Raw genomic sequence first — 16,288 nt, 5'->3', positions numbered from 1 at the left:
TCTCAGCCCGTCCGGCGTTTGAGGACGAGGCCGTTCAGGCCGATGGCGGGGGCCTGGGGGCGGCAGCCCCCGGGCGGGCGCCCGGCGCTACTGCCGAATCGCCCACCCTCGCTCCCGCAACGCCGCCGTGAGAACCGGCGCCGCCTGCGGCTCCACCATCAGCTGGACCAGGCCCGCCTGCTGCCCGGTCGCGTGCTCGATGCGTACGTCCTCGACGTTGACCCCGGCCCGGCCCGCGTCGGCGAAGATGCGTGCCAGCTGGCCCGGCTGGTCGTCGATGAGGACGGCGACGACCTCGTACGCCCGCGGAGCGGACCCGTGCTTGCCGGGGACGCGGACCTGTCCGGCGTTCCCGCGCCGCAGGACGTCCTCGATGCCCAGGGCCCCCGCACCGCGCTTGGCCTCGTCCGAGGACTGCAGGGAGCGCAGCGCCTGCACCGTCTCCTCCAGGTCGGCGGCGACGTCGGAGAGCAGGTCGGCGACCGGTCCGGGGTTCGCGGACAGGATGTCGATCCACATCCGGGGGTCGGAGGCGGCGATCCGGGTCACGTCCCGGATGCCCTGACCGCACAGTCGTACGGCCGCCTCCTCGGCGTTCTCCAGGCGCGCGGCGACCATGCTGGAGACGAGGTGCGGCATGTGCGAGACCAGCGCCACGGCGCGGTCGTGGGCGTCGGCGTCCATGACGACCGGGACGGCCCGGCAGTGCGAGACCAGCTCCAGAGCGAGGTTCAGCACCTCGGTGTCGGTGTCCCGCGTCGGTGTCAGCACCCAGGGGCGGCCCTCGAAGAGGTCGCCGGTCGCCGCCAGCGGACCGGACTTCTCGCGGCCCGACATGGGGTGCGTGCCGATGTACTTCGACATCACGGACGGGTCCAGGCCCAGCGCCTCCAGCTCGCGGCGCGGGCCGCCCTTGACGCTGGCCACGTCGAGGTAGCCGCGGGCCGCGCCCCGGCGCATGGCGTCCGCCAGCACCCCGGGGACATGGGCGGGAGGCGCGGCGATGATCGCGAGGTCGACCGGCCCGGCAGGGGCCTCGTCGGTGCCGGCGCCGAGCGCGGCGGCCGTACGGGCCTGCTCGGGGTCGTGGTCGGCGAGGTGGACGACGACGCCCCGCTGGGACAGGGCGATGGCGGCGGACGTACCGATCAGCCCGGTGCCGATGACGAGCGCGGTCCTCACTGGGCGATGTCCTTGCGCAGGGCGGCCGCGGTGCCGAGGTAGACATGGGCGATGTCGCCGCGGGGCCGCTCGGACTCGATGTGCGCGAGGACGCGTACGACGCGCGGCATGGCGCCCTCGATGTCCAGCTCCTGGGCGCAGATCAGCGGTACGTCGACGATGCCGAGCTTGCGGGCGGCGGCCGCCGGGAAGTCGCTGTGCAGATCGGGCGTGGCCGTGAACCAGATGCTGATCAGGTCGTCGGCGCTCAGGGCGTTCCGTTCGAGAATGGCGGTGAGCAGGGCCCCGACCTGCTCGTCCATGTGCCCGGCCTCGTCCCGTTCCAGTTGGACGGCTCCCCGGACCGCTCGTACCGCCACGGCTCTGCTCCTCACTGATGTACGGATCGGTTTCCTCGACCGTCCAGCCTAGTCAGCCCGCGGCGGGCGGGTGCGCGACGCCCGCCCGCTGAGACGGCCGCTGAGATGCCCTGCCAATGTCACCGAATCGCCCCAATTTCGCTACTTGGGGCGGCTCGCCCCTGTGCGCCTCTTTACGTCGGGGCCGCCCGTCCGCTCTGATGGCAGGACACTCGCCTCGGGGGAGGCCGTATGAAGCGCCCCGGACCGCTGCTCACACTGCTCGCAGGACTGCTGCTCGGCCTGTTCATGCTGTCGCTCGACGCGACGACGGGGACGAGGAGCGCCTCGTCCCCGTACAAGGAGAAGTCGCCCGGCGTCACGGCGTCGCCGACTCCCTCGAAGGCCACCGCGTCACCCAGCCCGTCGCCGTCCCGCAAGGCCGCAGCCGGCGTCTACACCGGCCGTACCGACGACGACTCGTCCGCCGTGGCCGTCTCGCTGCGCGGCGGCAGAGCGATCGCGTACTTCTGCGACGGCCACAACATCGAGTCGTGGCTGAAGGGCACGGTGAAGGACGACGGCAGCCTGCACCTGACCGGTGACCACGGGGCGCAGCTGAACGGCACGCTGAAGGGCGGCAGGCAGATCCGGGGCACGGCCGAGGTCGGCGGCGGGCACTACGCCTTCACCCTCGACAGGGCGCGGAAGCCGTCCGGGATCTACCGGGCGAACAGCCAGGTCGCCGGCGCCAGGATCGTCGGCGGCTGGATCGTCCTGCCGGGCGGCAGGCAGGTCGGCATCGTCACCCGCGACGGGAAGCCCTCGGCCGCGCCGGTCATCGACCCGGGGACGGGCGCGGTGACGGTCGACGGACAGCATCTGACGGCACACCCCGTAACTCCTTGATCCTCCTGACCTGGGAGACGACCCCATGACCGTCGACCCGAACGCCGCGACCCAGAGTTTCCCGCCCTCCGGACCCGCACATCGTGCCCCCGGCCCCGCCCGCTATCTGGTCCCGGCCCTGGTCGCCGCCGCGGTGGCCGTCGGCCTCGGGGTGTACGGCAAGGTCCACGACCCCACCGGGACGGCCTTCAACCTGGCCGGTTTCAGCAGCACGGGCGCCGTGAAGTCGTGGCTGGCGTCGACGGCGTTCTTCTTCGCGCTCGTCCAGCTGGTCAGCGCGTTCATGGTGTACGGCAAGCTGCCTGGCCCGCGCTGGGCGGCGGCACTGCACCGCTGGTCGGGCCGGATCGCGTTCCTGGTGGCGGTCCCGGTCGCCGTGCACTGTCTCTACGCGCTCGGCTATCAGACGTACGGAACGCGGGTGATGTGGCACTCCGCCCTGGGTTGCTTCTTCTTCGGTGCCTTCAGTGCCAAGATGCTGCTGCTCCGCTCACAGCGGCTCCCCGGCTGGCTGCTGCCGCTCGTCGGCGGGCTGGTCTTCACCGTTCTCACCCTCATCTGGCTGACGTCCGCCCTCTGGTTCTTCCGCACGTTCGGAGTGACGACATGACCCACCGCTCGACGCGGCGCACGGTTCTCCTCGCGACGGGCGCGGTGACGCTCGCCACGGGCTGCAGCAAGTACGGCGACAACAGCGGCTCCGGGTCCTCCGCGAACGCCTCCGGCGGGCAGGAGCTGGCGAAGACCTCCGAGATCCCCGTCGGCAGCGGCAAGATCTTCAAGGACGAGAAGGTCGTGGTCACCCAGCCGAAGAAGGACGAGTTCAAGGCCTTCTCCGCGATCTGCACCCATCAGGGCTGCACGGTGAGCACCATCTCGAACGGCACCATCGACTGTCCCTGCCACGGCAGCAAGTACCGCATCGCGGACGGCTCCGTGGCCGGGGGCCCGGCGCCGAAGCCGCTGCCCGCGGAGCAGATCAAGGTGGAGGGAAATTCGATCCGGCTGGCGTGAGGGGCCGCGTACGCTCCGGGACATGCTTCCCGAGACCCTGGTGCGCGACCACACGATCTACGCCTGCGTGATGGGTTCGCGCGCCTTCGGTCTGGCGACGGACGGCAGCGACACCGACCGCCGGGGCGTGTTCGTGGCGCCCACTCCCCTGTTCTGGCGCTTCGAGAAGCCGCCCACGCATGTCGAGGGCCCGGCTCAGGAGCAGTTCAGCTGGGAGCTGGAACGCTTCTGCGAGCTGGCCCTGCGCGCCAACCCGAACATCCTGGAGTGCCTGCACTCCCCGCTCGTGGAGTACGTCGACGACACCGGCCGTGAACTCCTGGCGCTGCGCGGGGCGTTCCTCTCCCGCCGGGCCCACAAGACGTTCACGCGTTACGCCCTCGGCCAGCGCACGAAACTGGAGGCGGATGTCCGCATCCACGGCGCCCCGCGCTGGAAGCACGCCATGCACCTGCTCCGCCTCCTGATGAGCGCCCGCGACCTGCTGCGCACAGGCGCTCTCACCATCGACGTGAGCGAGCAGCGCGAGCCCCTCCTGGCCGTGAAGCGCGGCGAGGTGCCGTGGCCGGAGGTCGAGTCCTGGATGAACCGCCTGGCGACGGAGGCCGACGAGGCGTCCCGCCACAGCCCCCTCCCCGAGGAGCCGGACCGACCCCGCGTCGAGGCCTTCCTCGTCCGCGTCCGCCGCGCCTCAGCGCTCCAGCCGGATGCGTACGACGAAGTCGTGCAGGGCGTCGTACCCGGCGGGGGCGTCGGGTAGCGCCGAACTTTCCTGCGCCGCGTCCAGCACGCCGTGCAGCTGCTCGACGTCGGCCTGCACGCGCGCGTGGTCGACATCGGCGCCCCCGTGCTCCTGCTCCGCCTTCGCCGCGATCAGGTCCGGCAGATAGGCGGGGGCGTCCGACTCGCCCAGCAGCGTGGGCAGATAGGCCTGTACCTGGCCGCTGCGCATCAGGTGGATCCCGGTGAGCAGGACCCGGAAGGTGTAGAGCAGCGGCTTCAGCTCACCGGTCTTCTCGAACAGCCGCCACTGAGTGTTGGCGAACCCTCTGTAGTGGTGGGCGTGATGGCTGGTGAGCACGCCGGGCGCGAGCGCGGCCAGCTCGCCGTGCGCGTCCGTGGTGTGCACGACCAGGGGCGAGAGCAGCTGCTCCAGCACATAGCCGTTGCGGCGCAGCATCAGCCGTACGAACTTGCGCAGGTCGTGCGTGACCAGGTCCATCTCGACGCCGTCCCGGTCCCACATCCGGGACCGGGTCTCGTCCGGCTCCCGCAATCCCAGCAGGTCCGCTGTCGGCAGCAGGTGCACGCCCCGCAGGTCCACGTCGGAATCGCGGGACGGGAAGCCGTAGAGGTGCGCGCCGGAAACGGTCGCGAACAGCACCGGGTCGGGCTGTTCGGCGACCACCGGCGTCAGGTCGAGGTCCAGGGAGCCGATCACGGCTCAAGCGTCCCAGAGGGCTCCGAGCGTCAGGAGGTCGGTGCGGTATTCGATGCGGTCGGCCCACTCGGTCGGCCAGGCGTCCGCGCCCAGGTACGCGCCGGCGAAGGCGCCCGTCAGGCAGGCGATGGAGTCCGAGTCGCCCGAGGTACAGGCGGCCCGCCGCAGGGCCGTCACCGGTTCGTCGACGAAGAACAGGAAGCACAACAGGCCGGTCGCCAGGGCCTCTTCGGCTGTCCAGCCCGCGCCGGTGGCCAGGCACGGGTCGGTCTCCACCGAGACCGTGCGTACGGCGTCCTGAAGGCGGCCGAGGATCTCAAGGCACTCGTCCCAGCCGCGCGCGATGAACTGCTCGGGGGTGGCGTCACCGGCACGGGTCCACAGGTCGCCGAGCCAGGCGTGGTGGTAGCGGCTGCGGTTCTCCAGGGCGTACGACCGCAGCAGGCCGACGAGACCGGTCGGCTCGGCGCCCTGCGCGAGCAGCCGTACGGCCCGGGCGGTGAGGTCGGAGGCGGCGAGCGCCGTCGGATGCCCGTGGGTCAGGCCGGACTGCAACTGGGCGGCGCCCGCGCGCTGTTCGTCGCTCAGGCCGGGGACGAGCCCGACGGGCGCGACCCGCATGTTGGCGCCGCAGCCCTTGGAGCCGATCACGCTTGCGTGCTGCCAGGGACGGCTCTCGTCCTTCAGCAGGCTGCACGCCCGCAGGCAGGTGTTCCCCGGCGCCCGGTTGTTCTCGGGCGACTGGTACCAGTCCACGAACTCCTCGCGCAGCGGCCGCTCCAGCCGTTCGGGGGCGAGCACTCCGCGGTCCATGGCCGTGCGCAGGCCTCGCCCCACCGCCAGCGTCATCTGCGTGTCGTCCGTGACGATCGCGGGCTTCGGCAGCCGCATCTGCCGCCACGGCCCGAACTTGGCGAGGATCGACGGCACGTCGTTGAACTCGGTCGGGAAGCCGAGCGCGTCCCCGAGTGCGAGGCCGGTCAACGCCCCGGTGGCTGCTTGCTTGTCGACGATGGTGGCGGTCATGCGGGGCGTCCTTCCCGGGACGGTCGGAGGAGGGGTGGGTGCAGTGCGGTGGCCGGTCCGGCGCGATAGAGCGCGGCGGGTTTGCCCCGGCCGCCGGTCAGCCGGGCGGCGCCCGGCACGGCCTCGACGAAGCCGGGCGTGGCGAGCACCTTGCGGCGGAAGTTGGGCCGGTCGAGAGCCGTGCCCCAGACCGTCTCGTAGACGTGCTGGAGCTCGCCGAGCGTGAACTCGGGCGGACAGAAGGCGGTGGCGAGACAGGTGTACTCGAGCTTGGCGCCGACCCGTTCGTGGGCGTCGGCCAGGATCGTCTCGTGGTCGAAGGCGAGCGGCCGGGCCGAGTCGTACGGCAGCCAGCTCGCCCGCGCCGCGTCGCTGCCGGCCCGCGGTTCGGGCGCGTCGGGCAGCAGCGCGGTGAAGGCGACGGACACGACCCGCATCCGGGGGTCGCGGTCGGGTTCGCTGTACGTCCGCAGCTGCTCCAGATGCAGCCCGGTGACGTCCGCGAGGCCGGTCTCCTCGGCGAGTTCGCGCCGGGCGGCCGTCTCCGCCGACTCCCGTGGCTCCACGAAGCCGCCGGGCAGTGCCCAGTGGCCGGCGAAGGGGTCCTGGCCGCGCTCCACGAGGAGGACGTGCAGGGCGCCGTCACGGATCGTCAGGACGGCGAGGTCGACGGTGACGGCGAAGGGTTCGTAGGCGTACTTGTCGTATTCCATGCCACCGGCCTCCGACCCCGGAACTCCTTAATGGTCACATCGACTATAAACACGAGGTCTGTGCTTCCACAACCCCGAGCGCTTCCGCGGCCCAGAGAGGGGTAACCGGCACCGCATGGGCGAGATCCTCGTGGGCACGTGCTCGTGGACGGACCGGGCGCTGGTCGGCAGCGGCTGGTATCCGGCGGGGCGCGAGGACGCGGAGGGGCGGCTGAGGCACTACGCCGAGCGGTTCCCGGTCGTCGAGGTCGACTCGGCGTACTACGCACTGCCGAGCGCCCGCAACAGCCTCCTGTGGGCCGAACGGACGCCGGACGGCTTCGTCTTCGACGTGAAGGCGTTCTCGCTGCTCACCGGCCACCCGACGCGGGACTCGGTGATGCCGGACGGGCTTCCCGCCGACCACCGGGATCCGAAGGTGCTCGACGAGGTGTGGGCGCGGTTCACCGAGGGGATCGAGCCGCTGCGAGCGGCCGGGCGGCTCGGCAGCGTGTTGTTCCAGATGCCGCCGTGGTTCAGCCCCGGAAAGCGGTGCGGGGAGTTCCTGCGGGAGTGCGCCGAGCGGACCGAAGGGTGGCCGGTCTCCGTGGAGTTCCGGCATCCCGGGTGGTGGCGGCCGGAGTGGGCGCAGGCCACGCGCGCCTTACTGACCCGGTACGGCATGACCGCCGTGGCGGTGGACATGACGCAGTCGCTTCCCTTGTCCGTCCCGCCCGTCACGCCGGTCGCCGCGCCGCGGCTGTCCGTCGTCCGGTTCCACGGGCGGAGCGCGGCCTGGGGGTCGGGGAGCAAGGAGGACCGGTTCCGGTACGCCTACGGGGTCGACGAACTCACCGACTGGCTGCCCCGGTTGCGGTCGCCGGCCGGGCGGACGGAGCAGCTCCACGTGCTGTTCAACAACTGCTGCGGTGCCGCCGCGGTCCGCGCCGCCGAGACCATGAAGGGGCTGCTCGACGGCGCGGAGTGGGCTCACACGCGCGTGCGCGACGGCGCGAAGGCCGCCACCAGCGCCCCCGCCCCGGCGGCCCCCGCCGACACCCACAGCGCCGGCGCGCAGCCGTCCAGGAAGGACGCGGGTGAGCCGTAGCCGCCGTACTGCGTGAAGACCAGGGCGGCGACGGCGATGCCGAAGACACCGCCCAGTTCGCGCAGGGCGTTGTTGACGCCGGCCGCGACGCCCGCGTCGCCGAGGGGGACGGCGGAGGTCACGGCGTTGGCGACGCTCGGAAAGACCATGGAGATGCCGATGCCCGCGATGATCAGCGGTGCGACCAGCTGCCCGTAGCCCACGCCGGGTTCGACCTGCCGGGCCAGCAACGCGAGGCCCAGCGCCTGCAGGGCCAGGCCGCCGAACATGAAGGGCCTGGTACCGAAGCGGTCCGCGAGGGCGCCCGCGACCGGGGCGACCAGCAGCGGCATCGCGTTCCACACGAGGATGCGCACCCCTGCCTGGAGCGGGGAGTAGCCGAGCCCGGTCTGGAACAGCTGGGTGATCATGAAGAGGGCGCCGAGCAGGGACCCGAAGACGAGGAAGGCGGCCGCGTTGGCGACGGAGAAGCCGCGGTTGCGGAAGTGCGCGAGCGGCAGCATCGGGTAGCGGGCTCCCCCGCGCTCCCAGAGCAGGAAGGCGCCCAGGAACACGATCCCGGCGGCGAGTGCGGTCAGCACCTCGGCGCTCCCCCAGCCCGCCTGCGGCGCCCGGACCGGCGCCCAGGCGAGTCCCGTCACGCCGAAGGCGGCCAACACCAGTCCCACCAGGTCGAGTTGGGGCCGCGTGCCGTGGCTCTCGCGGAGCCTGGTCGCGGCGAGCGGCAGCATCGCGAGCCCGATGGGCACGTTCAGCCAGAAGATCCACTGCCAGGACAGGCCCTCGGTGACGGCCCCGCCGAGCACGGGCCCGGCCGCCACGCCGAGGCCGGTCACCCCTCCCCACACTCCGATGGCGACACCCCGCTTCTCGGCCGGGAACGCCTCGCTGATCAGGGTCAGCGTGAGGGGAAGCAGTACGGCGGCACCGGCACCCTGCACCATGCGCGCGCCGATGAGCTGGCCCGGGCCGCCCGCCAGCGCGGAGGCGGCCGAGCCCAGGGTGAAGACGGCGAGCCCGGCGACGTACATCCGCCGCCGCCCGAACCGGTCACCGAGCGCGGCGCCGGTCAGGGTCAGACAGGCGAAGACCAGGTTGTAGGCGTTGATCGTCCACTCCAGGTCCGACAGGCTCGCCCCGAAATCGGCCCGCAGGGCGGGCAGCGCCGTCGCGACGACCACGACGTCCAGGGAGCACAGCAGCGCGCCGAGCCCGGCGAGGACGACGGTCCACCCGCGTCGGTGCGGGACCTGCTCGGGGAGTGGTTTGCGAACGGAGACACTCAGTGTGTCGGTCATGACGGGGGTTCCTTCCATGAGCTCTTGAGGTCGCTCACGGAAGGCAGACCACCCTCACCCCGGAAAGGAATCGCGCCGCCCCAGAAAGGCCAGCAGCCGCGCGTGGGGCCCCGCATCCGGCGGTACGGCCACCGGCGCACCGAACCGCACGCCCCGGTCCCCGTCAGCGACCACGCACCGCGCCACCGGCAGCAGCTCGGCCGCCAGCGGGTCCGGTAGGGGCCGGGGCCGCCCGCAGGCCTGCGCCACGTCCCATCCGTGCACGGCGATCTCCACCGCTCCCACAGCCGCCATCACCCGCACGTCCAGCGGCAGTTCGCCCACCAGCACCGGCTCCCTCCGGCCGGCCCCCACCCAGGCGCCGAGCACTGCGCACGCGCGCGTGCGGAACGCGCACGCGAGATCTCCCCCTGGGCGCCCCGGCGACAGCCTGATCCGCCCGCCCGTCAGCCCCTCGTGCAGGGCGTCCAGCGAGTCGTCGAGGTGGCCGAGCAGCTCCCCCAGGTCCCACTCCGCGCACGGAGTGCCCCGTTCCAGACTCCCGGGCCCGACTCCGGCCACACTCCCCAGCGCGTAGGCGAGCGAACGCTCCAGCAGCTCCCCGCAGTTCACGACAGCACCCGGGGGAACCCGAAGCGGACGACCTGGTCCACGTCGATGAAGGCCGTGATGCGGGCCAGTGTGCCGCCCGCCACGGTGAGCACCTGCACCGAGTGCGCGCGCAGCACGCCGTCCACCCCGCGCACGTACATCACGACGGCGGGCTGCCCGTTCGCGCGCGTGGGCAGCATCCGGTAGCTGCCCTCTCCGTGTCCCCTGGCCCGCAGGAACCGCAGCACGTCCTTCTTCCCGTGGAACCACTCCAGGTTGGGCGGCATCTCCAGCTCGACGCCGTCCTGGAGGAGGTCGAGCAGCGCGTCCATGTCGGCGCCCTCGAAGGCGGCCATGTACCGGTCGAGCACCTCGCGGTCCGCCGCGGCCTCGGGTTCCACGACCAGGTCCTCGTCGGGGGCGACCTCGTCGAGCCGGGCACGCGCGCGTTGCAGGCTGCTCTTGACGGCCGCCGTCGAGGTCCCGAGCAGGGCCGCGACCTCGGGCGCCCGCCACGCCAGCACGTCCCGCAGGATGAGCACGGCCCGCTGGCGCGCGGGCAGGTGCTGGAGCGCGGCGACCAGCGCGAGCCGCAGACTGCCGCGGGCGGCCACGACGGTCGCCGGGTCGACGAGCGAGTCCGGCAGTGGCTGCAGCCACGGAACATCCGTCGCAGGGGCCCTCAGCGGCTCCTCAGGCGCCTCTGACGGCCCACCGAGCCCCGCGGGCAGGGGACGCCTCGCGCGGCTCTCCAGCGCCGTCAGACACGTGTTGGTGGCGATGCGGTGCAGCCAGGTCCGCAGGGACGCGCGGCCCTCGTAGCCGTCGTAGGAGCGCCAGGCCCGCAGATACGTCTCCTGCACCAGGTCCTCGGCCTCGTCGACCGAGCCCAGCATCCGGTAGCAGTGCGCGAGCAGCTCCCGCCGGTACGGGTCCGTCAGCCGGACGAACTCGTCGCGGTCCGTCGTCGTAGCAGGCATGGCCATTCCTCTCGCCGGTCACGAGTACAGACCGGCGAGGGACCGAAAACGAATCGGCCGGCCCCGGAGAGGATCCGGAACCGGCCGTTCAGACAGCTCGCAGTGCCTAGAGGTCGACTTCCTGCATCAGCATGCCCACCTCGGTGTTCGACAGCCGCCGCAGCCAGCCCGACTTCTGGTCGCCCAGGGTGATCGGGCCGAAGGCGACCCGCACCAGCTTGTCGACCGGGAAGCCGGCCTCGGCCAGCATGCGCCGCACGATGTGCTTGCGGCCCTCGTGGAGGGTCACCTCGACCAGGTAGTTCTTGCCGGTCTGCTCGACGACCCGGAAGTGGTCCGCCTTCGCGTACCCGTCCTCCAGCTGGATGCCGTCCTTGAGCTGCTTGCCCAGGTCGCGCGGGATCGGGCCCACGATGTGCGCGAGGTAGACCTTCTTCACGCCGTACCTGGGGTGGGTCAGCCGGTGCGCCAGCTCGCCGTGGTTGGTGAGCAGGATGACGCCCTCGGTCTCGGTGTCCAGCCGCCCGACGTGGAAGAGCCGCGTCTCACGGTTGGTGACGTAGTCACCGAGGCACTGCCGTCCCTCGTTGTCCTCCATCGTCGACACGACACCGGCGGGCTTGTTCAGCGAGAAGAACTGGTACGACTGCGTCGCGACGGTCAGCCCGTCGACCTTGACCTCGTCCTTCTCCGGGTCGACGCGCTTGCCCTGCTCCAGGACGATCTCGCCGTTGACCTCGACGCGGGCCTGCTCGACCAGCTCCTCGCAGGCGCGCCGGGAGCCGTAGCCCGCCCGCGCGAGCACCTTCTGCAGCCGCTCGCCCTCCTGCTCGGCGCCCGGGAAGGTCTTGGGCGGCTTCACGTCCTTCTTGCCCGCGTACCGCTCCCGGTTGCGCTCCTCGGCACGCGCCTCGTACTCGCGGGAGGTCGCGGGCACCGAACGGCCGCGCCCGGTGCCCTGGCCCTGCCTGGGACCGCCCTTGGCACCGCCTCGTGCCGAGGCGCCGCGCCCGGACTTCGGGCCGTCCTGGGTGCCGCCGGGGCCCACGTCGTAGCGCCGCTCCTCCGGGCGGGGCTTCTTCGGCCGGCCGCCCTGCTTGTCGTCGCGGTTGCCACCGGCGCCACGGGGATTACCGCGGCCCCCGCTGCTTCCGCCGCGGCCGCCGCTGTTGCCACCACGGCTCCCGCCGTTGTTTCCGCTGCTGTTCCTGCCGCTGCTGCTTCGCATCAAAGTTCCGTCTTGTCGTCTGCGTCTTCTGAATCCGGAGCGTCCGGATCGAACGACGGGACCCCTTCCAGTGTCTCGGCCTCGATCGCCTCCGCCTCCGGGAGGAAGGGCGCGAGCTCCGGGAGCTCGTCCAGACCGCGCAGGCCCATCCGCTCCAGGAAGTAGTTCGTCGTCGTGTACAGGATCGCACCTGTTTCGGGTTCCGTGCCCGCCTCCTGGACCAGACCCCGCTGCAGCAGGGTGCGCATGACCCCGTCGCAGTTGACTCCTCGTACGGCCGAGACCCGGCTGCGGCTGACCGGCTGGCGGTAGGCGACGACGGCGAGGGTCTCCAGCGCGGCCTGGGTGAGCCGGGCCTGCTGGCCGTCCAGTACGAAGCCCTCGACGGCCGCCGCGTACTCGGGCCGGGAGTAGAAGCGCCAGCCGCCGGCGATCAGCCGCAGCTCGAATCCGCGGCCCTGTACGGCGTACTCGTCGGCCAGTTCCCGCAGGGCGTCGGCGACCTGCCGCTTCGGCCGCTGGAGGATCTTCGCGAGATGTTCCTCGGTCGCGGGCTCGTCCACGACCATGAGGACGGCCTCCAGGGCTGGCTTGAGGTCGAGGTCGGCGACGGTGCGGAGCCCTGCCGGGAGGCCGGTGGTGTCCTCGCTCACGCCTTGTCCTCCTTGGGTGGCTCGGGCGGTCGGTCGAATTCGTCGGTCACCATCGGCTGGGCTTCGCCCTCCCCGCCGGTCCACCGCACGATCAGCTCGCCGAGCGCCGTCTCCTGGTCGAGCGCGACGGCCTTCTCCCGGTACAGCTCCAGCAGGGCGAGGAATCGTGCCACGACGGTGAGGGTGTCGTCGGTGTCCTCGACCAGTGCCCGGAAGCTGGCCTCGCCGAGCTCCCTGAGCCGCGCGACCACGATCCCGGCCTGTTCCTGCACGCTGACCAGCGGTGCGTGGATGTGATCCACGTACACCTGCGGCTTGGGCCTGGGCTGCATCGCCTTGACAGCGAGCTTCGCGAAGCCCTCCGCCCCGATGCTGATGACGACCTCGGGCAGCAGCTCGGCGTGGTGCGGTTCGAGGCCGACGGTACGGGGGTAGCGCCGGGCCTCCTCTTCCAGCCGCTGGTTGAAGATGTCGGCGATCTGTTTGTAGGCGCGATACTGCAGCAGCCGTGCGAACAGCAGGTCCCGCGCCTCCAGGAGGGCGAGGTCGGCCTCGTCCTCGACCTCGGCGGAGGGCAGCAGCCGGGCAGCCTTGAGGTCGAGCAGGGTGGCGGCGACGACGAGGAACTCGGTCGTCTGGTCCAGATCCCAGTCCGGCCCCATCGCCCGGATGTGCGCCATGAACTCGTCGGTCACCTTGGACAGCGCGACCTCGGTGACGTCCAGCTTGTGCTTGGAGATCAGCTGAAGGAGCAGGTCGAACGGCCCCTCGAAGTTGGAGAGCCGAACCTTGAACACCCCGTCAGCGGCGTCCTCGGCACCACCGGCCCCCGCTCCCGCCTCCGAGCCGACGCCCACTGCCACGGCGAAGGACTCCGGAGGTTCGACCTCAGGCCCGACCGAGGGCTCCAAGACTGCGGCCTGGTCCTTGGCGGCCGACTCCGAGCCCACGGCGTCCGCCCCGGGGGCCTCCGACGCGACGACGCGCGGCTCAGCAACCAACTCCGGTGTTACGGCCTCCGGTTCGGCGACCACCGCCCGGCCCACAGCCTCCTGCTCGGGACCCGACTCCGAGCCCAGGGTCTTGGGTCCGGGGGCCAGATGCGGGACGGCCGCCCCCGGCTCGGCAGCCGGCTCGGAGCCCACGGCCTCAAGCTCGGCGACCGGCGCCCCGCCCGGAACCTTCGGCGGCTGAGAGACCGTCTGAGGGACTGCGGCTCCCCGCTCGGGAGCCGCCTCGGGGGCCAGGGTCTCCGGCTCGACGACCGGCTCCGGCGCGATGGCGTCCCGCTCAGACCCACGGCCCGACTCCGACGCCACGACATCCCGCTCAGACCCACGGCCCGACTCCGGGGCCACCGCCTCCGGCACGGCCCCGGACACCGGCCCCCGGCTCACAGACTGCGGCGCAGGATGCCCAGGCGCCAAGGCGTCCCGAGCGGGCTCGGGCTCATGAACCGGGTTCAGGGACCGCCCCGGAAGCATCTCGCGCACCTCGGCCCCCGGCTCGGGCCCGAGGGCCGGCTCTGGGGCCACAGCCTCCGGTTCGGGCTCACGAACCGGCTCCGAGGCGGGCGGCTCCTCCGTGGGCGGTGTGGGCCGTTCGACCCGCGGAGCGCCCGCGCCCGGGCCCTTTCCCAGGGCGCGCCGACGGCCGGCGGGGGCGCCGGGGGCGGGAACGTCGTTCGAGGTCATGGCCCCCGCAGGCTACCGCTACCGCCCACGCAGCCGACGTACGAGGATGCTCGCGTCCCCGCGGGACTCCAGGTCGGCCAGGACCACGGCGACCGCCTCGCGGACTATCCGCCCGCGGTCGACCGCAAGGCCGTGCTCACCGCGGAGCACCAGGCGTGCGTGCTCCAGGTCCATGAGCTCCTCGGCGGACACGTACACGGTGATCTTCTCGTCGTGTCGCTCCCGGCCACTGGGCCGGCGCGAGGGCGAGGACCGGCCGCGCTTGCGGGACTGGGCATTGCCGGAGGACGCGGCAGAACCTTCCTGCACGCCCTGGCGTCGCCCGGAGCGCTCCTGGCCCGCGGCACGGCTGCGGGACTCACCGGTGTCGGCCGGCTCCGGCTCCGCGGCCACATGCTCCGGGCCCTCGCCGTCGCCGCCCTGCGCGGGCACCGACTGCGGTGCGTCCTCGGGCGACCCGGCCGCGGCCGGATCGCTCTCCCCCGCGGGCGCGGGGACACGGGCTTCGCCGTTGGCCCCCCGCCGCGGAGTGGACGGCTGGAGCGCCGTTCCCCCTGTCGTACGGAAGAGTTCGTCGGCCCCCGGCAGACTCACTCGGCGTGACACCGGGCGAGCACCTCCCTGGCGAGCTGGCGGTAGGCGGCGGCACCGACGGAGTTGGAGGCGTACGTGGTGATCGGCTCACCGGCGACCGTGGTCTCCGGGAAGCGGACCGTGCGTCCGATGACCGTGTGGTAGACGTGATCGTCGAACGCCTCGACCACACGGGCCAGGACCTCGCGGCTGTGGACCGTGCGCGAGTCGTACATCGTGGCCAGGATCCCGTCGAGTTCCAGCTCCGGGTTGAGCCGCTCCTGGACCTTCTCGATGGTCTCCGTCAGCAGTGCGACGCCACGCAGGGCGAAGAACTCGCACTCCAGGGGGACTATCACCTTGTGCGCGGCCGTCAGCGCGTTGACGGTGAGCAGGCCGAGTGAGGGCTGACAGTCGATCACGATGTAGTCGTAGTCGGCCATGAGCGGCTTCAGGGCGCGCTGGAGCGTGGACTCGCGCGCGACCTCGCTCACCAGCTGGACCTCGGCGGCGGACAGGTCGATGTTGCTGGGCAGCAGGTCCATGTTCGGGACCGCCGTCTTCAGGAGCACCTCGTCGGCCGCCATGCCCCGCTCCATGAGCAGGTTGTAGACGGTGAGGTCGAGCTCCATCGGGTTGACGCCGAGGCCCACCGACAGCGCGCCCTGCGGGTCGAAGTCCACGAGCAGCACGCGGCGTCCGTACTCCGCGAGCGCGGCACCCAGGTTGATGGTCGACGTCGTCTTGCCGACGCCGCCCTTCTGGTTGCACATCGCGATGATCTTCGCGGGGCCGTGGTCGGTCAGCGGGCCCGGGATCGGGAAGTACGGCAGCGGACGCCCGGTCGGGCCGATGCGCTCACGGCGCTGCCGGGCAGCGTCGGGTGCGAGCGTGGCCGCGTACTCGGGGTCGGGCTCGTACTCGGCGTCGGGATCGTAGAAGTGCCCTTCGGGCAGTTCGTCGTAGTCGGCGAATTGGTTGTGGGGCGCGCCACTTCCGTCGCCGGCCATGGCGTTCACGTGATGGCCATCCATGCTCTTGTGTGCTGTCCGGATCACCTGCGGACCCGGGCTCTGTCGGGCTGCGAAGGTGCGCACAGCAACGGAGCCGACAGCCTCGAACCCCGCGGGACCCTGGTCCCGTACAGGCGCTCCTGGTTGACCACCCCCGGGAGAAAATGTCGACTCATTCACAAGTCGTCTTACCTCCTTGGTGACCAGGAAACTTCTAGACAGGTCGGCGTGACACCATGCCGACGGTTGGCGACTCTATGGCGTGTCGGGCATCCGCAGCAACACAATCCGCCGGACCCGGCAGGATGTGTCGGCAATGAAACATCCCTCTGTCAAGGGCGTACGGCCGTCGCACGGCAGGTTTCGCGGGTGTGCGAATCGGTCGAAGGGTTACGTTCGAGGCGAGTTGACCTAGAGCCGCAAAGTGACCATACACACATCCGGCCGGACCTTATCGTGCAAGGTCCGGCCTGGTGTGCGCTGTTGACGACCTGTGTTGACGTATCGCCTTTTACCGAATGGTGACTTAGCGGCTCGACGACTCCCCG

The 16,288-nt window shown here is 71.8% G+C and carries 18 protein-coding genes; 5 read left to right on the top strand and 13 right to left on the bottom strand.

Going from position 1 to position 16,288, the window contains the following annotated elements; all coding sequences use genetic code 11:
• Nucleotides 1-87: 87 nt before the first annotated feature.
• Complete coding sequence (locus LJ657_RS28450; RefSeq protein ID WP_232651676.1) at nucleotides 88-1,182, bottom strand: prephenate dehydrogenase; 1,095 nt, start codon at nucleotides 1,180-1,182, stop codon at nucleotides 88-90.
• Nucleotides 1,179-1,541 (bottom strand): chorismate mutase, encoded by a 363-nt coding sequence (gene aroH, locus LJ657_RS28445; protein WP_232651675.1) that lies wholly within the window; start codon nucleotides 1,539-1,541, stop codon nucleotides 1,179-1,181. Before aroH ends, LJ657_RS28450 begins: the two co-directional genes overlap by 4 nt.
• A gap of 231 nt (nucleotides 1,542-1,772) precedes the next feature.
• Here aroH and LJ657_RS28440 point away from each other — a divergent pair, with 231 nt between their 5' ends.
• From LJ657_RS28440 to LJ657_RS28425, 4 genes are read left to right on the top strand one after another with little or no spacing between them, the layout of a single operon-like run.
• Entirely contained in the window at nucleotides 1,773-2,429 is a 657-nt protein-coding gene (locus LJ657_RS28440) for a hypothetical protein (RefSeq protein ID WP_232651674.1), read from the top strand.
• 25 nt (nucleotides 2,430-2,454) lie between these two features.
• Nucleotides 2,455-3,039: a DUF6529 family protein gene (locus tag LJ657_RS28435; RefSeq protein ID WP_232651673.1), complete on the top strand. Its 585-nt coding sequence runs from the start codon at nucleotides 2,455-2,457 to the stop codon at nucleotides 3,037-3,039.
• A complete protein-coding gene (locus LJ657_RS28430; RefSeq protein WP_232651672.1) occupies nucleotides 3,036-3,443 on the top strand; it encodes a Rieske (2Fe-2S) protein in 408 nt (135 codons plus the stop codon). The genes LJ657_RS28435 and LJ657_RS28430 overlap by 4 nt, the downstream gene beginning before the upstream one ends.
• 22 nt (nucleotides 3,444-3,465) lie before the next feature.
• The gene (locus LJ657_RS28425) at nucleotides 3,466-4,203 is read left to right on the top strand and encodes a nucleotidyltransferase domain-containing protein (RefSeq protein WP_232651671.1); all 738 of its coding nucleotides are present in this window, start codon (nucleotides 3,466-3,468) and stop codon (nucleotides 4,201-4,203) included.
• Here LJ657_RS28425 and LJ657_RS28420 read toward each other — a convergent pair.
• From LJ657_RS28420 to LJ657_RS28410, 3 genes are read right to left on the bottom strand one after another with little or no spacing between them, the layout of a single operon-like run.
• The gene (locus LJ657_RS28420; RefSeq protein WP_232651670.1) at nucleotides 4,135-4,884 is read right to left on the bottom strand and encodes a nucleotidyltransferase domain-containing protein; all 750 of its coding nucleotides are present in this window, start codon (nucleotides 4,882-4,884) and stop codon (nucleotides 4,135-4,137) included. The two genes, LJ657_RS28425 and LJ657_RS28420, sit on opposite strands and share 69 nt — an antisense overlap.
• Before the next feature lie 3 nt (nucleotides 4,885-4,887).
• Nucleotides 4,888-5,910, bottom strand: a complete 1,023-nt coding sequence (locus LJ657_RS28415) for an ADP-ribosylglycohydrolase family protein (protein WP_232651669.1) — start codon at nucleotides 5,908-5,910, stop codon at nucleotides 4,888-4,890.
• The gene (locus tag LJ657_RS28410) at nucleotides 5,907-6,623 is read right to left on the bottom strand and encodes an NUDIX hydrolase (RefSeq protein ID WP_232651668.1); all 717 of its coding nucleotides are present in this window, start codon (nucleotides 6,621-6,623) and stop codon (nucleotides 5,907-5,909) included. The genes LJ657_RS28415 and LJ657_RS28410 overlap by 4 nt, the downstream gene beginning before the upstream one ends.
• Nucleotides 6,624-6,738: 115 nt before the next feature.
• Here LJ657_RS28410 and LJ657_RS28405 point away from each other — a divergent pair, with 115 nt between their 5' ends.
• Nucleotides 6,739-7,710 carry a DUF72 domain-containing protein gene (locus LJ657_RS28405; protein ID WP_232651667.1) on the top strand — a complete coding sequence of 324 codons (972 nt, stop codon included), beginning with the start codon at nucleotides 6,739-6,741 and terminating at the stop codon, nucleotides 7,708-7,710.
• On the opposite strand, the gene LJ657_RS28400 is transcribed toward LJ657_RS28405, so the two are convergent.
• The 8 genes from LJ657_RS28400 to LJ657_RS28365 all read right to left on the bottom strand — a co-directional run bounded on the left by LJ657_RS28400 (nucleotide 7,593) and on the right by LJ657_RS28365 (nucleotide 15,920).
• A complete protein-coding gene (locus LJ657_RS28400; protein WP_232651666.1) occupies nucleotides 7,593-9,008 on the bottom strand; it encodes an MFS transporter in 1,416 nt (471 codons plus the stop codon). The genes LJ657_RS28405 and LJ657_RS28400 overlap by 118 nt on opposite strands.
• Nucleotides 9,009-9,062: 54 nt before the next feature.
• A complete protein-coding gene (locus LJ657_RS28395) occupies nucleotides 9,063-9,620 on the bottom strand; it encodes a TIGR03086 family metal-binding protein (RefSeq protein WP_232651665.1) in 558 nt (185 codons plus the stop codon).
• Nucleotides 9,617-10,579: a sigma-70 family RNA polymerase sigma factor gene (locus tag LJ657_RS28390; RefSeq protein WP_232651664.1), complete on the bottom strand. Its 963-nt coding sequence runs from the start codon at nucleotides 10,577-10,579 to the stop codon at nucleotides 9,617-9,619. The genes LJ657_RS28395 and LJ657_RS28390 overlap by 4 nt, the downstream gene beginning before the upstream one ends.
• 106 nt (nucleotides 10,580-10,685) lie before the next feature.
• Nucleotides 10,686-11,807 carry a pseudouridine synthase gene (locus LJ657_RS28385; protein ID WP_232651663.1) on the bottom strand — a complete coding sequence of 374 codons (1,122 nt, stop codon included), beginning with the start codon at nucleotides 11,805-11,807 and terminating at the stop codon, nucleotides 10,686-10,688.
• Nucleotides 11,807-12,460 (bottom strand): SMC-Scp complex subunit ScpB, encoded by a 654-nt coding sequence (gene scpB / locus LJ657_RS28380; RefSeq protein WP_232651662.1) that lies wholly within the window; start codon nucleotides 12,458-12,460, stop codon nucleotides 11,807-11,809. The genes LJ657_RS28385 and scpB overlap by 1 nt, the downstream gene beginning before the upstream one ends.
• Nucleotides 12,457-13,539, bottom strand: a complete 1,083-nt coding sequence (locus tag LJ657_RS28375; protein WP_269787054.1) for a segregation and condensation protein A — start codon at nucleotides 13,537-13,539, stop codon at nucleotides 12,457-12,459. The genes scpB and LJ657_RS28375 overlap by 4 nt, the downstream gene beginning before the upstream one ends.
• A gap of 633 nt (nucleotides 13,540-14,172) precedes the next feature.
• Nucleotides 14,173-14,760 carry a hypothetical protein gene (locus LJ657_RS28370; protein ID WP_232651659.1) on the bottom strand — a complete coding sequence of 196 codons (588 nt, stop codon included), beginning with the start codon at nucleotides 14,758-14,760 and terminating at the stop codon, nucleotides 14,173-14,175.
• A complete protein-coding gene (locus tag LJ657_RS28365; protein ID WP_232651658.1) occupies nucleotides 14,745-15,920 on the bottom strand; it encodes a ParA family protein in 1,176 nt (391 codons plus the stop codon). Before LJ657_RS28365 ends, LJ657_RS28370 begins: the two co-directional genes overlap by 16 nt.
• Nucleotides 15,921-16,288 lie beyond the last annotated feature (368 nt).

Source organism: Streptomyces guryensis, from assembly GCF_021261325.1.
Lineage (GTDB): Bacteria > Actinomycetota > Actinomycetes > Streptomycetales > Streptomycetaceae > Streptomyces > Streptomyces guryensis.
The sequence above is the reverse complement of the archived record's forward strand: the minus strand, read 5'-3'. Positions and strand labels throughout refer to the sequence as shown.

Excerpts from the sequence above, each read along its gene's own strand:
- LJ657_RS28440 (WP_232651674.1), top strand. The coding sequence starts at position 1,773 with ATGAAGCGCCCCGGACCGCTGCTCACACTGCTCGCAGGACTGCTGCTC.
- LJ657_RS28435 (WP_232651673.1), top strand. The coding sequence starts at position 2,455 with ATGACCGTCGACCCGAACGCCGCGACCCAGAGTTTCCCGCCCTCCGGA.
- LJ657_RS28430 (WP_232651672.1), top strand. The coding sequence starts at position 3,036 with ATGACCCACCGCTCGACGCGGCGCACGGTTCTCCTCGCGACGGGCGCG.
- LJ657_RS28425 (WP_232651671.1), top strand. The coding sequence starts at position 3,466 with ATGCTTCCCGAGACCCTGGTGCGCGACCACACGATCTACGCCTGCGTG.
- LJ657_RS28415 (WP_232651669.1), bottom strand. The coding sequence starts at position 5,910 with ATGACCGCCACCATCGTCGACAAGCAAGCAGCCACCGGGGCGTTGACC.
- LJ657_RS28410 (WP_232651668.1), bottom strand. The coding sequence starts at position 6,623 with ATGGAATACGACAAGTACGCCTACGAACCCTTCGCCGTCACCGTCGAC.
- LJ657_RS28405 (WP_232651667.1), top strand. The coding sequence starts at position 6,739 with ATGGGCGAGATCCTCGTGGGCACGTGCTCGTGGACGGACCGGGCGCTG.
- LJ657_RS28400 (WP_232651666.1), bottom strand. The coding sequence starts at position 9,008 with ATGACCGACACACTGAGTGTCTCCGTTCGCAAACCACTCCCCGAGCAG.
- LJ657_RS28390 (WP_232651664.1), bottom strand. The coding sequence starts at position 10,579 with ATGCCTGCTACGACGACGGACCGCGACGAGTTCGTCCGGCTGACGGAC.
- LJ657_RS28385 (WP_232651663.1), bottom strand. The coding sequence starts at position 11,807 with ATGCGAAGCAGCAGCGGCAGGAACAGCAGCGGAAACAACGGCGGGAGC.